We start from the raw sequence: 14,889 nt of genomic DNA, 5'->3' as shown, positions 1-14,889 counted from the left end.
CAGGTAAAAATTGGTATTTTCAATCCAAATTTATATATCTTCCTTGCGTTTCTAAGTATCAACTTAGGAATCCTCAATCTTCTCCCGATCCCTATTTTAGATGGTGGACATATTCTATTTTTTTCTTTAGAAGCTATTTTAGGTAGGCCCATTAGCCTAAAGAAGAGAGAGATGGCTCAACAGATAGGTCTTATATTTATTGTTTCTTTAATGTTATTCGCCTTTTATAATGATATATTACGGCTATTTGGTAGATAGCTTTTCGTTTGTAAATCTTTAATAAATAAAAAATGAAGAGAAGAAAATCTTTGAGTATATCAATAGGTGGAGTAAAGATAGGAGGGAAGGCTCCTATTGCTGTTCAGTCGATGACGAAGACAGATACGAGGGATATAGACACAACTGTAAAACAGATTAGAGAACTAGAAAGGGTAGGTTGTGAACTTGTTAGAATAGCTGTACCAGATACTGAGGCAGCCGAAAAGCTGAGGAAGATTAAAGAGAAAATAAGTATTCCTTTAATTGCTGATATTCATTTTGATTATAAATTGGCATTAAAAGCTATTCAAGAAGATATCAATGCATTAAGGTTAAATCCTGGAAATATTATTGGTGGAAAGAGAAAGATTGCCGAGGTTGTTAAAGCGGCCAAAGATAAAAATATACCAATACGAATCGGGGTAAATGCTGGTTCGCTAGAAAAAGACCTTATCAAGACGTATCCTAAGAATATATCTAAAGCTATGGTACTAAGTGCATTAAGGCATGTTTCTATTTTTGAAGAACTTGATTTCAGATTGATAAAGATATCTCTAAAGGCCTCTGATATATTGACAACCTTGAGTGCATATAGAATGATTTCTAAAAAAATAGATTACCCTCTTCATTTGGGGATAACTGAGTCAGGAACCGTTTTTGGTGGGACTATAAAATCATCAGTAGGCATAGGAATTCTTCTTTCAGAAGGAATAGGTGATACAATAAGGGTATCTTTAACAGGTGATCCTAGAGAAGAAGTTAGGGTAGGTTTTAAAATACTTAATAGTCTTCACCTAAGAAAAAGAGGTATTGAAATCATCTCCTGCCCTACCTGTGGCAGATGTGAGATCGACCTAACATCATTAGTGAATAAGATTGAGAAGAAGTTGAATCATGCTTCTAAGCCAATCAAAGTTGCTATCATGGGATGCATTGTTAATGGTCCTGGTGAAGCAAAAGAAGCTGATATTGGTATAGCAGGGGGAAAAGGTTTAGGTGTTTTGTTTCATAAAGGAGAAATCATCAGGAAAATAAGAGAAGAGGAGATGGAAAAAGTACTTATTAGAGAGATAGAAAAAATGCTGAAAGACAATTAGTTTTTTCTTGCAATCTTTTTTTTTGTATGATAACTTTTTTATAAATTAAAAGGTCTACTAAAAAAGTGGGTCCTAAAACCCACTTTTTTAATTTTAACTCATTTTTGATGAAAATATAGGTTAATAGTAAAAAATAGACATTATGAATAAAGATAATTTAATTTTCAGGATAAGAAAAATTATCGCTCCTATAATTCATGAAGAAGGTTTTGAACTAGTAGACTTACAATTTTCAAAAGGTGGTAAAAATTTTTTTCTGAGAATATTTATCGATAAGAAAGATGGAGGAGTAACTCTTGATGATTGTCAAAATATTAGCACCCAGGTAGGGGCTATTTTGGATGTTGAAGATCTTATTGATAGGCGCTATATATTAGAAGTTTCTTCCCCTGGGCTTGATAGACCTTTGAAGAAAAATGAAGATTATATTAGATACAAAGGAAGAATAGTTAAGTTAAACACCATTAATTCTTACAATAACAAAAAAAACTTTATAGGTAAGATTATCGATTTCAAAAATGATATTCTCACTTTAAAGATAAAAAACGATGGAATAATAAATATACCGTATAACCAGATATCTAATGCCAGATTAGAGATAGAATTTTAGGAGAAGTTTTTCATGAATCATGATTTAATCCATGTTATTGAACAGATAGGAAGAGAGAAGGGCATAGATAAAGAGATTTTAATTGAGGCTGTTAAGACAGCGATGCTCTCTGCATCAAAAAAACGCTTTGGTTATAATATAAATGACCTGCAGGCTGATTTTGATGATAAAACAGGAAAAATCAAACTTTTTTCTTGTAAAGAGATTGTCAAAGATATCAAAGATAAAGATAATGAGATATTATTGGAGGATGCTATTAAAATTGACCCTAAGGCCAGCTTAGGTGACAAGATTGAAATTCCTTTTGAAATAGAAGATTTTGGAAGAATTGCAGCACAGACAGCAAAACAGATAATCGTACAAAAGGTTAGAGAGGCTGAAAGGGATCTCATCTTTAATGAATTTAATGGACGGCAAGGAGAGTTAGCTAATGGCATTGTACAAAGAGAAGAAAAGGGGAATATTTTTATAGATCTTGGAAAGGCTGAAGCTATCATACCTAGAAGAGAACAAAGCTTTAGAGAATCCTTTAGGAGGGGTGAGAGAATAAAAGCATATATTATTGATGTAAAGAAGACTTCTAAAGGACCACAGATATTCTTGTCGAGAACTCATCCAGTATTTTTGTTTAAACTATTTGAACTTGAGGTTCCGGAAATCGACGAAGGAATTATTGAAATAAAAGAAGCGGTAAGGGAACCCACAGGCAGATCAAAGATTGCAGTCTTTTCTAAAAATAAGGATGTAGACCCTGTTGGAGCCTGTGTGGGTATAAGGGGTTCGAGGGTCCAGTCTATTGTTCAAGAGCTAAGAGGCGAGAAGATCGATATTGTTAAATGGTCAGAAGACCCAGAGACTTTTGCTATTAATGCATTAAGTCCTGCTAAAATCTCTTTGGTAAAACTAAATAAAGAAGATAAATCTATGGAAGTTATTGTCAATGATGACCAGCTTTCTCTTGCAATTGGTAAGAAAGGTCAGAATGTTAGATTGGCAGCCAGGTTGATCCACTGGAAAATAGATATTAAAAGTGAAAGTCAATATAAAAGTGAGCAGGAAAATATTGAAGGTACCATATCTATTGCTCAATCACTTACCGGTCTTGGGAAGAAAACAACAGAATTATTATTAAATAATGGTTTTGAGACAATCAACGATATTTTAAAAGCTGATATAAAAACCTTTATGTCTATAAAAGGAATAGGGGGAAAAACTGCTGAAAGAATCAAGTCACTAGCAGAAAACTATTTAAGTAAAGAAGATGATAATAGTAAAATTATCCCATAGTTTGAGATCTTTAATCTTATGAAGAAAAAGTTTCAAAGAACTTGTATAGGATGTAAAAAAACTTCAGATAAATCAAATTTAATTAGGATTGTTAAGACCCCGGATAGAAATATTAAAATCGATGTAGATAAGAAACTACCGGGGAGGGGTGCATATATATGTCCAAATACAAATTGTATCGAGTTAGCTTTAAAAAATAGATTTTTAGACAAGGTTTTTAAAGATGAAGTATTAAAACCAAATAAAAGAGATTTCTTTGAAAGTATAAAAGAATAAGTTACAAAAATGATATCCAAAATGAAAAGTTTTGGGAAAGGAACATATTAATTCAAAATAAACAAAAGTAATACATGCGAACTTTAATTATTTTTCAATAGACTACTTTAGAATAGAAGAAGGATAATTTATGAGTAAAATTAGAGTTTATGAATTGGCTAAGAAATTAAAAAAAGATAGTAAACTGCTCATTGAAGAACTCAAAAAAGAGGGAATAGAAGTAAAGAGTCACATGAGCACCATTGATAAAGAGACTTCTGATTTAATTCTCGAGGTCTTATCTGAATCAAGAAAGGTAAAAAAGAAGGAAGAGAAATTAAAAAAGAAAGATGTTACTCATCAAATAAAAGAAAAAGAAGAAATTCCGACATCTACTCAGGAAAAAAGATTAAAAAAGATTCAATTGAGCGAGGCAATTACTGTAAAGGAGATAGCGGAAAAATTAAATGTTCAGCCAAACGAAATAATAAAAAAATTAATGGCAATGGGAATAATAGCAACCATTAATCAGGTTATTGATATTGAAGCAGTAAGGGTAATTGCAAAAAATTTTGGATTTGAGGCTGAGATTTATTCAATTGAACGAGAAGAAACTTTTCAGGAAGAAAAAGAAGACCCTTCTTTGCTTATTCCTCGGCCTCCAGTAGTCACTATTATGGGACATGTAGACCACGGTAAAACCCTTTTATTAGATGTAATTAGAAAGACTAATGTTATAGGTAAAGAAGCAGGTGGTATAACACAGCAAATTGGGGCCTATAAGGTTGAGATTGAAAAAGGAGAAATTGTATTTTTAGATACACCTGGACATGAGGCTTTTACCTCAATGAGAGCAAGAGGGGCTCAAGTTACAGATATAGTTGTACTTGTAGTTGCTGCAGACGATGGTGTCATGCCTCAGACAGAAGAAGCGATTAACCATGCTGAAGCAGCTCAAGTCCCTATTATTGTTGCAATAAATAAGATAGATAAACCCAACGCCAATATTGAAAAAGTAAAAAAAGATTTGATGAAATTTAATCTGGTTCCTGAGGAGTGGGGAGGACAAACAATATTTGTAGAGACCTCTGCGAAAAAAAGAACAGGTATTGAAAATCTATTAGAGATGATACTTTTGCAGGCAGAGGTTTTAGAATTAAGAGCAAATCCAAAAAGACTAGCTAAGGGTATTGTTATCGAGTCAAAGCTAGACAAGGGAAGGGGACCTGTTGCTACTGTCTTAATCCAGAACGGAACCCTTAAAGAGGGACAATCTTTTATAGCAGGTCTAAATTATGGAAAGGTAAGAGCCCTTATTAACGATAGAGGAAAAAAGATAAAGGAGGCTGGACCATCAACCCCTGTTGAAGTTCTTGGTCTGTCAGGAGTACCATTAGCTGGAGATTCTTTTGTGGTTGTGTCAGATGAGAGAAAGGCACGACAAATAGGTATTCTAAGACAGACAAAACAACGTGAAGAAGGATTAGCCAAAACTTCTAAAGTTACTCTAGATGATCTCTATACACAAATCCAAAAAGGGGACATAAAAGAATTAAATATATTGATTAAAGGAGATACCCACGGATCGGTTCAGGCCCTTAAAGACTCATTGGAAAAACTTAGTACAAAAGATATTATACTGAAAATCGTTCATGGAGCTGTTGGAGGCATTACAGAATCAGATGTAATGTTGTCATCTGCCTCTAATGCTATTATTATTGGGTTTAATGTAAGACCAACTCCAAAGGCATCAGAATTTTTAGAAAAAGAAAAATTAGATATGAGGATCTATACTGTAATCTATGATGCTATCAATGATGTAAAGGCGGCTATAAAAGGATTATTAGAACCAAAATTCAAAGAAAGAATGCTCGGAAGAGCAGAAATTAGAGAGGTCTTTAACATACCAAAAATTGGACCTATAGCCGGATCCCATGTTACTCAAGGAATAATTAAAAGAGGTTCAGAGACAAGGCTATTAAGAGATAATGTTATAATCTATCAAGGAAGAATCGAATCTCTTAGAAGATTCAAAGAGGATGCAAATGAGGTTCAAAGCGGCTATGAATGTGGAATCGGTATAGAAAATTTTCAAGATATAAAAGTTGGGGATATAATCGAAACTTTCTTTTATGAGAAAGTAAAATAAGTTTTTTTGTTAAAAAAATGTTTATTGGTGTCTGTAGACTAGTTTTGCACTTACCTGAAAACTCTTCTTTAAAGGGAAAACGGAAGGTAGTTAAAAGTATTGTTGCAAGAGTGAAAAATAAATTTAATGTTTCTATCGCAGAAATCGAAGATCATGACAAATGGCAGAAAATAAATATCGGTATTGCTACGATTAGCAATGATAAAAAACATGCAGACAGCATATTAGTCAACATAGTCAGCTTTATAGAAAACCTCTGTCTTGCAGAACTGATTGATTACGAAATCCAAATCTTATAATTATCTTATAATAAATATGCCCTATTCAAAAAGAACAGAGAGAGTGAGCGGATTACTCCTGAAAGAAATTTCTCAGTTGTTACTGAGAGATATTAAAGACCCTAGAATAGGATTTTCAACACTAACAAAAATAGAGGTTACTAAGGATCTTCGTTATGCAAAGGTTTTTGTAAGTATCCTAGGGAGAGAAACTGATAAAATTCAAACTTTACGGGGACTTGTAAGTGCTTCTGGATTCATTCGTGGAGAGCTAGGTAGAAGATTAAGGTTAAAACATATCCCTGAATTGATATTTAAAATAGATGACTCAATTGAACATGCAGCGAATATATCTAAGAAATTGGAAGAGATAAAAAGTAAAGATAAATGAACGGAATTATTAATTTTAATAAACCAAAGGGGCCAACTTCTTATAGTATCGTTAGTCATATTGGACGTATATTAAATGTTAAAAAAATAGGACATATAGGAACCCTTGATCCTGAGGCAAGTGGTTTATTGCCCATATGTATTGGTAAGGCTACTAAGATAGTTGAGTTAATTTCTGATTTTGAAAAAATTTATATTGGAGTTATGAAATTAGGAACTAAGACTGATACTCAAGATGCCTCGGGAAAGATATTATCAGAAAGCCCCGATACTAAAGTCTCAAAAGAGAAGTTAATGAGTGTATTAAAAAAATTCAAAGGTGAAATTTATCAGACTCCTCCCATGTACTCTGCTGCTAAATATAAAGGAAAAAGGCTTTACCAATTAGCAAGAAAAGGTCTAAACGTTCAGGTTAATCCAAAAAAAGTCAAAATCTATGCTTTGAATTTAATAGATAAAAAAAATGAATTAGTTACATTAAAAATAAGATGTTCTAAAGGGACATATATCAGAACTCTCTTTAATGATATTGGAGAGAGTTTAGGCTGCGGAGCTCATATGGTAGAACTTCAAAGAACAAGTGTAGGAATTTTTGACATTTCCAACGCAATAACTATTTCAAGATTGCATGAATTAAAAGAATGTAATAAACTAAAAGACGTGGTCATTCCTATTGATGATGTATTGAATTTTATGCCGACTATATTTATTAAAGAAGGAGAGGAAAAAACATTATTGAATGGAATGCCTCTCTGGAAAAAGAGCATTAATGATATATCAAAGGATTTTTTATCCGATGATAATGTGCTTATAAAAAACTTTAAAGGTAAATTGTTAGCTTTAGGTAAAACTCTTATTGCCAGAAAAGATTTATTAGGATTAGATGATGAAGACGTAGTATTGAGACCAAAAAAGATCTTAATATAGATAATATAGAAAAGAGGAGGAAGAATATATGGTTTTAACAAAGAGTGATAAAGAGTCCATTATTAATGAGTTTCACTTTCATGAAAAAGATACAGGTTCTGCAGAGGTTCAAATAGCAATACTCAGCAAAAGAATAAGTTATCTTACAGAGCATTTTAAGCATCACAAAAAGGATCACCACTCAAGAAGAGGATTATTGAAACTTGTTAATAAAAGAAGAAAATTATTAAACTACCTTAAAGAAAAAGATATGAAAAGATATCATGACGTAATAAAGCGTCTAGGTATTAGAAGATAATTGTTTTATAAATCGGAGAGGTAAATAAGATGGCATACAAAGTAAAAAAAGATATTAGAGGAAAGGCTCTATCGATTGAGACAGGGGAACTAGCTAAACAGGCCGACGGTTCGGTGTTAGTAACCTACGGAGATACAGTGGTATTAGTGACGGCAGTTGTATCAAAGGAAGTTAAGAATGAATATGATTTTCTACCATTAACTGTTGATTATAGACAAAAGGCTTACGCAGCCGGTAAATTTCCAGGTGGTTTTTTCAAAAGAGAAGGGAGACCGGGTGAAAAAGAGATTTTGACCTCTAGGCTCATGGATAGGCCCTTAAGACCCCTTTTCCCAAAATATTTTAATAATGAGATACAAATAATCGGCATAGTTCTATCAGTCGATCAAGAAAATGATCCTGATATATTGTCAATTATTGGGGCATCAGCCTCTTTATCAATGTCAAAAATACCATTTCAAGGACCTATTGGAGCAGTAAGAATTGGATTAATAGATAATAATTTTATTATCAATCCAACTTATAAAGAATTAGACAGAAGCGATATAAATCTCGTTGTGGCTGGAGCTAAGGAAGGTATTTTAATGGTAGAAGGAGGAGGAAAACAAATTTCAGAAAATGTTTTTTTAGACGCAATATTTTTTGGACATGACGTCATTAAAGATATCGTTGAGCTTCAGATTGAAATGGTAGAAAAAGTTGGTGTCGAAAAGATGAAGATAGAAGAACCTCAAATAGATTTAGAATTAAGTAAGAAGATTGAAGAAAATATCATAGATAAATTGAGAGAATCATTGATCCAAACATCTAAAATGGCAAGAAATAAAAAGAGGGAAGAGATGTTAAATCATCTTATGGACTCTTTTGGAGATGATGATGAAGAGAAAGAAAGAGATATCAAAAATATTTTTGAAGAATTAGAAAAAAGGGAGATAAGAAATCTAATTATTAGTAAAAAAATTAGACCGGATGGAAGGAAAACTAAAGATATTCGTCCTGTATCAGCTAAAATTGGAATTCTGCCAAGGACCCATGGCTCTGCTTTGTTCACGAGGGGAGAAACCCAAGCACTGGTTAGTGCTACCCTTGGAACATCAATGGATGAACAAAGGCTAGACGATTTCGAAGGAAAATCTTCTAAAGCTTTTATGCTCCATTATAATTTTCCCCCTTTTAGTGTCGGTGAAACCAGGTTTCTTAGTGGCCCGGGACGGAGAGAAATTGGACATGGAGCCTTAGCCGAAAGAGCCCTATCAGCAGTATTGCCAAAGAATGAGGCCTTTCCTTATACCATAAGGTTGGTATCTGATATACTCGAATCTAATGGTTCTTCTTCCATGGCAACAGTCTGTGGAGGGAGTCTTGCTCTTATGGACGCAGGCGCTCCAATCTCTTCGGCTGTGGGTGGAATAGCAATGGGGTTAATAAAAAATGATGAGGAGACGGTTATCCTTTCTGATATATTAGGAATTGAGGATCATGTTGGAGATATGGATTTTAAAGTTGCAGGAACTGAAAAAGGAGTTACTGCTATTCAAATGGACATAAAGATAAAGGGTGTCGATAAAGAAATTATGAAACTGGCACTGGAGCAGGCAAGGGAAGGGAGGCTCAATATCTTAGAAAAGATGAAAGAAGTAATCTCAAGCCCAAGATCTCAGATTTCTAGTTATGCGCCAAAAATTATGAATATTAAAATTAATAGTGAAAAGATCGGCTTACTCATAGGTCCTGGAGGAAAAACTATTAGAAACATTATTGACAAAACAGGAGCAAATCTTGAAGTAGATGATAGTGGAGAAATATCAATCATTTCATCAGATAAGGAATCCATGGAAAAAGCAATTAAGATGATAGAAGAGATTACCCGGGAGGCTGAGATTGGAAAGATATATCTAGGAACAGTTAAAAAAATAATGGATTTTGGAGCCATCGTTGAAATTTTTCCTGGATCGGATGGGCTCGTTCATATTTCACAAATATCAGACCATCATGTTAAAAATGTATCAGATGAACTTCGTGAAGGTGAAGAAATATTGGTAAAAGTCCTTGATATAGACAAACAGGGAAGAATTAGATTAAGCCGCAAAGAGGCCTTGGGTGAAAAGAAGATATCTGATAGTAAGAAGAATTAAGATAAAACAACAAAAGATTTAGTAAAGTTTTTTAAAATTATATAATCGATTCATCAAGACTGTTCTTAATCATTTTATCAGCAATCTTCTGAGCATCAATAATATAATTATTATTTTTTATTTCTGTTTTTAAGGAATCTATCTTGTTTTCCCTGGTTTCAGGGAGTGATTTGATTATTTGAAAAGTCTTTACTATCTCTTTTCCTTTTTTGGAAATATTTATTTTATCGTTTGAAACTTTATTGTTTATAGGTATACAAGTCTTCTTCTTAATATTATCAAGGGGTAAGGGAATATTATTAATTTTATTGGTTCCAAAAGAATCTATCTTCATCCTCTATTACCTTTAGATGGAAATTTTAATAATAATAAATAAATTTATCTATTCACATATCGGGATATTCTATAAATACTTTAATAAATAAAGAGAAAAAAATTAAAAATATATTTCATTTAGACCTAAACTAAGAGTAAAAAAGAGACGATAAAACTATAAATAATGCTGACATTCTATATTCAAAGAATATTTATTTAATAAAAAATTAAAAAATGAAACAAACTACAAACATATTAATAGTAGAAGATGATCCTTTGGTACTTAGAGGTTTTGAAACAATTCTAAAACAAGATGGATATAAAATTTATCCTGTTAATAACGGCCAAAAAGCACTAGACTTAATTAGTCAACAAAGTTTTGATATTGTTCTCACCGATCTTAAGATGGAGGGTATTAACGGATTAGATATATTGGAAGAGGTAAAGAAAATATCGCCAGATACACCGGTCATTGTTATAACAGGGTATGAATCACTCGATTCAGCCGTTTATGCGCTAAGAGGTGGTGCATATGATTATTTAATAAAACCCTGTCAAGACAATGATCTTAAATTGACTATTAAACGAGGCCTGGAAAAGAGGAAATTGGAAAAAGAACTTTTAGGATTGGCTACTACTGATAGTCTTACTAAACTTTATAATCGGAATTATTTTCTATCACGCTTTGAAGAAGAATTCGAAAAGGCAGTTCGTTATAAAAATAATCTTTCATGTGTCATGATAGATATTGATCACTTCAAAAATGTAAATGATAATTATGGACATCAAAGAGGAGATGAAGTCCTCTTGCAGCTTAGTGATATTCTCAAAATCAATTCAAGAAATATAGATATTGTAGGAAGGTATGGAGGTGAGGAGTTTATAATCATTTTACCTCAGACAGATTCTGAATCAGCATATAAATTTAGCGAAAGACTAAGAAGAGTTATTAAGTCTAATGAATTTGAAGTAAATCATAATAAAATAATAAAGATCACAATAAGCATTGGTGTTTCTAGTTTCCCACAAAGTAAAGTTAAAAGCTATTCTGACCTTATACAATTAGCTGATAATGCTTTATATTCAGCAAAAAGAAAGGGAAGGGATAAAGCCGTTCTCAATGTGGAGAGTTGATGAATAATGAATATATTCTCCAAAATTTAGAAAAAATAGCTGATTCTTTAAATGTAAAGATTCAGTACGACGAATTCAAAAAAGATGACTATAAGATAAAAAGCAGCCTTTGTAGGGTTAGAAATAATATGGTAATATTTGTTGATAAGTCATTAAGACTAAAGGATAAGATTGATATCATACTTAATGAGCTTACAAAGTTTGATTTAGATCATATCTATATACCTCCTAAAATAAGAGAATTAATCAATAATTACAAAGGAGAAGGGGACTAAAGTTGGAAAAAGATTGTCTTTTTTGCAAAATAGAATCTGGAGAAATACCTGTTGATAAGGTATATGAAGATGATGACCTTTTTGTTATCAAGGATATAAACCCCCAATCACCTGTTCATTTATTAATCATCCCCAAGAAGCATATATCAACAATACTAGAGGTCAAAGAGGTAGAAAAAGATCTTATTGGTTCGGTATTTATGGTTGCAAATAGTATGGCAAAAGAAAATGGTATTGATAAAGATGGGTTCAGGGTAGTTACAAATTGTAATCGAGGAGCAGGGCAATCTGTATTGCATATACATTTTCATCTTCTTGGCGGAAGAGAAATGGGCTGGCCTCCAGGTTAAAATATTTGTTAGTTTACATAATATATCTTATCAGAAGTAATATCAGATAATAATTCAAAAATTAGAAGGCAGTCAAATAATATCTAAACAAAGATTCTCTATTTGCCTCTAGGATTGATTTATTTCCCTAAGGAGGTGAATTTTATGGCGTTAAAAAAAGATGAAATTTTTTTGATTATAGAAGCAGTAAGAGGAACAGATATTGAGAGCTCTGAAACAGTTAAGACATTAAGGGAAATCGCTGAAAAAGAGATAGATACAATTACTGTTGAAAAAGGAAATTTCTCCGAGGATTTTAAACGTTCTACATAATAACCGGCTTTACCCTACCCCATATAACATATATAAATTCTAACTTTTAGGAGGTTAAAAATGGAAAATGATAAATATACATATACTTTACGTGGTAGATTATTTGATGAATTAAAAAGATTTATAGAAGAAGGGAAAGACATAAAACTTGAATTAGATGAAACAGGAGAAATAAAGCTTATAGATAACACTCTTGGAATAGAAATCCTAAGATTAAAAAGCGAGTAGTTTGAATAATATTAACTACCCTACCCTATTCTTATCTTTTTAAAAGTACTTATATTTCAGAGACTTATATCTTAGCCTTTAAATCTTCAATCTTATTTATCAATTCAGATTTCCATGTATTTGTTGGAAATTCTTTATTTATTGAAATGTAACTTTTTATAGCTTCTTTATAATCCTTTAAACCTTCATAGCACCTACCTATTGCCATATATGCATGAACTTTATTTGGATTATTTTCATCCTCTGTGATTTTTTTAAAGAAAGCAATAGACTTTTTGTAATCTCCTAAGGCTTCATAGGAATAACCCAGTCCCATTATGGCTAAATCATAAAGATTTGTGTTCTTTTTGACCTCTTTTAAAAGTTCTTTATATTGATCTATAGCCTTATTATATTTTTCCATTTTAAAGTAGATATTCCCTAAATAAAGCTGTGCAAACTTTGATCCCTTGGTTCCTTTATATTTCTTTATAATATCTAAATAAACTTTTTCAATGTCTGTTCTATTCTTTTTAATATCTAAATTCCTATATAATTTCAATGCTTTATATTCAATTATATAAGAATTATTATTAAGTTTATATTTATAGAGAATAAAACCAGAAAAAGCTATAATACATATAAGGATTATGATCAGAGTTGATAGGAGTAGTTTAAAATTTTCGTTTATAAATGAAATAATCTTTTCTGTACTGGTTAAAGGTATAATTGTATCTTTAGATTTCTTCAATATTCTTCTTCTAACCATTTCTCATCTCCAAGTTTAAAAATATTCGTTTACTTTCTTTTTAAAGATAAAAAAGACTAGCGACGGGAATTTTTTTGGTACCCCCGAGAGGAATCGAACCTCCGGCACAGGGATTAGGAATCCCTTGCTCTATCCTACTGAGCTACGGGGGCACATTTAATTCTAAAATTGGATTAAGGAATAAATATTATATTTATTGAGTTTATCCCTTCCCCTTAAAAAAGTCAACTCTATGAGGAATGCGATTTCTAAGATCTCTGCGTTTAATTTTGCGACAAGGTCAGCAGCAGCTTTTATGGTTCCTCCAGTTGCAAGAAGGTCATCTGCAATCAAGACCCTTTGCCCAGGCTTAATCGCATCCTGATGAATCTCTAATTGGTCTGTACCGTATTCTAATTCATATGTTATGCTGTGTGTCTTATAGGGAAGTTTTCCCGGTTTTCTAATAGGTATAAAACCAGCACCTAACTTATATGCCAAAGCAGAACCAATAATAAACCCTCTAGCCTCTATCCCAACAACGACATCTATTTTTTTCTCTGTATATCTATCTCCCAAAAGATCAATGGCTTTACTAAAGGCAACTGGGTCATTTAAGAGGGTTGTAATATCCTTAAATATAATACCCTTTTTTGGAAAATCAGGGATATCCCTTATCTTTTCTCTTAAATTCTCGGCTATATTCATAAATCAATCTCCTTTCTAAGGCAGATACAAGAGAGGGTCTCTTGGAATCCTGTTTTTTCTGATTTCTAGATGAAGATATGGTTCTTCTTTATCCTTTGTTTTCTCTATTCTTGCTATTTTTTCACCCTGCCTAACTATTTGGTTTACAGTAACCAAGTTTTCTTTTTGATTAGAGTATAGGCTTACAAAGCCGAATCTATGTTTTATCATTATCATCTTACCATATCCCTCGGGACCAAAGTCACTGAAAATTATTTTTCCAGATGCAATAGCAACAATATAGCTCTCACCAGAAACACTTATATCTATTCCATTGTTTTTCTTTTTTTCTTTTACACCAAAATAGGAAATGATTTTGCCCTTTATAGGCCAAATAAATTCCTCAATCTTGGGAGAATGGATTTTTGCTTTGAGAGGCTTTTTCGCTCTAGGAATGAAAAGTTTCTGTCCTACAGTTGTTCTTTTTGGGTCAGATATACGATTTGCTCTTATAATCTCTTCCAAATCAACATGATAGAGATTCGATATCCCCCAAAGGGTTTCTCCTTTTTTTACAATATGATAAACTCCTTCTTTCTTATGAGGATAAGAAAATCCTTTCGGTAGAACCCTTGAACAGCTTATCAATCCAATTAAAGCCAAAATTACAAAGATAAGATATAAATTTTTCTTTGAATCTTTAATCATTTCTATTTTATGAGGCTAAACGCTTTTTCTACCGCATCCTCTGCTCCATTTGCTACTACAATATCTTTTAGCCACTTCCATGTATTGATTCCAATAACAGGCTTTCCTATCTTTAATGCAATAGAGATTTCTGACAATGTTCCATACTCTCCATTTATAGCAATGATTGCTTGAGAACTTCTTACGACAATAACATTTCTGGCATGGTCAAGTCCGGTAACAATCGGTATATCAATATATCTATTTGCATCTGTATCTTCAAAACCCGGTAATATTCCAACGGTTAATCCCCCTTCTTCTTTAGCACCTTTTGAAGCTGCTTCCATAACACCACTTAAACCACCAGTAATTAACACCCCTCCCCTTTTCGCTATAAATCTTCCAACATCTTCAGCAATTCTATAAATATCAGAATTACAAAAAGCACCACCAATAACACCAATATTCATTTTCTTTTCTCATTTAATAT

Annotated in this window: 21 protein-coding genes and 1 tRNA gene; 16 read left to right on the top strand and 6 right to left on the bottom strand. The window is 32.4% G+C overall.

Annotated features, from left to right (window positions below; translation table 11 throughout):
* Positions 1-9: 9 nt before the first annotated feature.
* The 11 genes from VMW81_09455 (at position 10) to pnp (ending at position 9,684) form a co-directional block, all read left to right on the top strand.
* On the top strand, positions 10-258 hold the full coding sequence (locus VMW81_09455; protein HUU51163.1) for a site-2 protease family protein: 249 nt from the start codon (positions 10-12) through the stop codon (positions 256-258).
* A gap of 32 nt (positions 259-290) precedes the next feature.
* The gene (gene ispG / locus VMW81_09450; GenBank protein ID HUU51162.1) at positions 291-1,355 is read left to right on the top strand and encodes a flavodoxin-dependent (E)-4-hydroxy-3-methylbut-2-enyl-diphosphate synthase; all 1,065 of its coding nucleotides are present in this window, start codon (positions 291-293) and stop codon (positions 1,353-1,355) included.
* Between the two features lie 142 nt (positions 1,356-1,497).
* A complete protein-coding gene (rimP, locus tag VMW81_09445) occupies positions 1,498-1,965 on the top strand; it encodes a ribosome maturation factor RimP (protein ID HUU51161.1) in 468 nt (155 codons plus the stop codon).
* A 12-nt stretch (positions 1,966-1,977) separates the two neighbouring features.
* Complete coding sequence (nusA, locus tag VMW81_09440) at positions 1,978-3,252, top strand: transcription termination factor NusA (GenBank protein ID HUU51160.1); 1,275 nt, start codon at positions 1,978-1,980, stop codon at positions 3,250-3,252.
* A gap of 18 nt (positions 3,253-3,270) precedes the next feature.
* On the top strand, positions 3,271-3,528 hold the full coding sequence (locus tag VMW81_09435) for a YlxR family protein (protein ID HUU51159.1): 258 nt from the start codon (positions 3,271-3,273) through the stop codon (positions 3,526-3,528).
* Between the two features lie 130 nt (positions 3,529-3,658).
* Positions 3,659-5,656 carry a translation initiation factor IF-2 gene (infB, locus tag VMW81_09430; protein ID HUU51158.1) on the top strand — a complete coding sequence of 666 codons (1,998 nt, stop codon included), beginning with the start codon at positions 3,659-3,661 and terminating at the stop codon, positions 5,654-5,656.
* A gap of 17 nt (positions 5,657-5,673) precedes the next feature.
* A complete protein-coding gene (locus VMW81_09425; protein ID HUU51157.1) occupies positions 5,674-5,955 on the top strand; it encodes a DUF503 domain-containing protein in 282 nt (93 codons plus the stop codon).
* 16 nt (positions 5,956-5,971) lie between these two features.
* Positions 5,972-6,325, top strand: coding sequence for a 30S ribosome-binding factor RbfA (rbfA, locus tag VMW81_09420; protein ID HUU51156.1), 354 nt, complete (start codon positions 5,972-5,974; stop codon positions 6,323-6,325).
* Positions 6,322-7,251, top strand: a complete 930-nt coding sequence (gene truB / locus VMW81_09415) for a tRNA pseudouridine(55) synthase TruB (GenBank protein ID HUU51155.1) — start codon at positions 6,322-6,324, stop codon at positions 7,249-7,251. Before rbfA ends, truB begins: the two co-directional genes overlap by 4 nt.
* A gap of 28 nt (positions 7,252-7,279) precedes the next feature.
* Complete coding sequence (rpsO, locus tag VMW81_09410) at positions 7,280-7,549, top strand: 30S ribosomal protein S15 (GenBank protein HUU51154.1); 270 nt, start codon at positions 7,280-7,282, stop codon at positions 7,547-7,549.
* 29 nt (positions 7,550-7,578) lie between these two features.
* Positions 7,579-9,684, top strand: coding sequence for a polyribonucleotide nucleotidyltransferase (gene pnp / locus VMW81_09405; GenBank protein HUU51153.1), 2,106 nt, complete (start codon positions 7,579-7,581; stop codon positions 9,682-9,684).
* Between the two features lie 37 nt (positions 9,685-9,721).
* Here pnp and flgM read toward each other — a convergent pair whose 3' ends face one another.
* A complete protein-coding gene (gene flgM / locus VMW81_09400) occupies positions 9,722-10,018 on the bottom strand; it encodes a flagellar biosynthesis anti-sigma factor FlgM (GenBank protein ID HUU51152.1) in 297 nt (98 codons plus the stop codon).
* Between the two features lie 215 nt (positions 10,019-10,233).
* On the opposite strand from flgM, the gene VMW81_09395 reads away from it, so the two are divergent.
* The 5 genes from VMW81_09395 to VMW81_09375 all read left to right on the top strand — a co-directional run bounded on the left by VMW81_09395 (position 10,234) and on the right by VMW81_09375 (position 12,298).
* On the top strand, positions 10,234-11,133 hold the full coding sequence (locus VMW81_09395; protein HUU51151.1) for a diguanylate cyclase: 900 nt from the start codon (positions 10,234-10,236) through the stop codon (positions 11,131-11,133).
* Positions 11,133-11,408 carry a hypothetical protein gene (locus VMW81_09390; protein HUU51150.1) on the top strand — a complete coding sequence of 92 codons (276 nt, stop codon included), beginning with the start codon at positions 11,133-11,135 and terminating at the stop codon, positions 11,406-11,408. The genes VMW81_09395 and VMW81_09390 overlap by 1 nt, the downstream gene beginning before the upstream one ends.
* 2 nt (positions 11,409-11,410) lie before the next feature.
* Complete coding sequence (locus VMW81_09385) at positions 11,411-11,758, top strand: histidine triad nucleotide-binding protein (GenBank protein HUU51149.1); 348 nt, start codon at positions 11,411-11,413, stop codon at positions 11,756-11,758.
* Positions 11,759-11,902: 144 nt separating this feature from the next.
* Positions 11,903-12,070, top strand: coding sequence for a hypothetical protein (locus VMW81_09380; GenBank protein HUU51148.1), 168 nt, complete (start codon positions 11,903-11,905; stop codon positions 12,068-12,070).
* Between the two features lie 60 nt (positions 12,071-12,130).
* Positions 12,131-12,298: a hypothetical protein gene (locus tag VMW81_09375; protein ID HUU51147.1), complete on the top strand. Its 168-nt coding sequence runs from the start codon at positions 12,131-12,133 to the stop codon at positions 12,296-12,298.
* A 64-nt stretch (positions 12,299-12,362) separates the two neighbouring features.
* Here VMW81_09375 and VMW81_09370 read toward each other — a convergent pair whose 3' ends face one another.
* The 5 genes from VMW81_09370 to VMW81_09350 form a co-directional block, all read right to left on the bottom strand.
* Positions 12,363-13,046 (bottom strand): tetratricopeptide repeat protein, encoded by a 684-nt coding sequence (locus VMW81_09370; GenBank protein HUU51146.1) that lies wholly within the window; start codon positions 13,044-13,046, stop codon positions 12,363-12,365.
* Between the two features lie 75 nt (positions 13,047-13,121).
* Positions 13,122-13,198 (bottom strand) — tRNA-Arg (locus tag VMW81_09365).
* 10 nt (positions 13,199-13,208) lie between these two features.
* Positions 13,209-13,733 carry an adenine phosphoribosyltransferase gene (locus tag VMW81_09360; protein ID HUU51145.1) on the bottom strand — a complete coding sequence of 175 codons (525 nt, stop codon included), beginning with the start codon at positions 13,731-13,733 and terminating at the stop codon, positions 13,209-13,211.
* A 15-nt stretch (positions 13,734-13,748) separates the two neighbouring features.
* Positions 13,749-14,420, bottom strand: coding sequence for a LysM peptidoglycan-binding domain-containing M23 family metallopeptidase (locus VMW81_09355; protein HUU51144.1), 672 nt, complete (start codon positions 14,418-14,420; stop codon positions 13,749-13,751).
* A 2-nt stretch (positions 14,421-14,422) separates the two neighbouring features.
* The gene (locus tag VMW81_09350) at positions 14,423-14,869 is read right to left on the bottom strand and encodes a TIGR00725 family protein (protein ID HUU51143.1); all 447 of its coding nucleotides are present in this window, start codon (positions 14,867-14,869) and stop codon (positions 14,423-14,425) included.
* Positions 14,870-14,889 lie beyond the last annotated feature (20 nt).

The organism is Nitrospinota bacterium (assembly GCA_035528715.1).
Classification (GTDB): Bacteria; JADFOP01; JADFOP01; order DATKYB01; family DATKYB01; genus DATKYB01.
The sequence above is the reverse complement of the archived record's forward strand: the minus strand, read 5'-3'. Positions and strand labels throughout refer to the sequence as shown.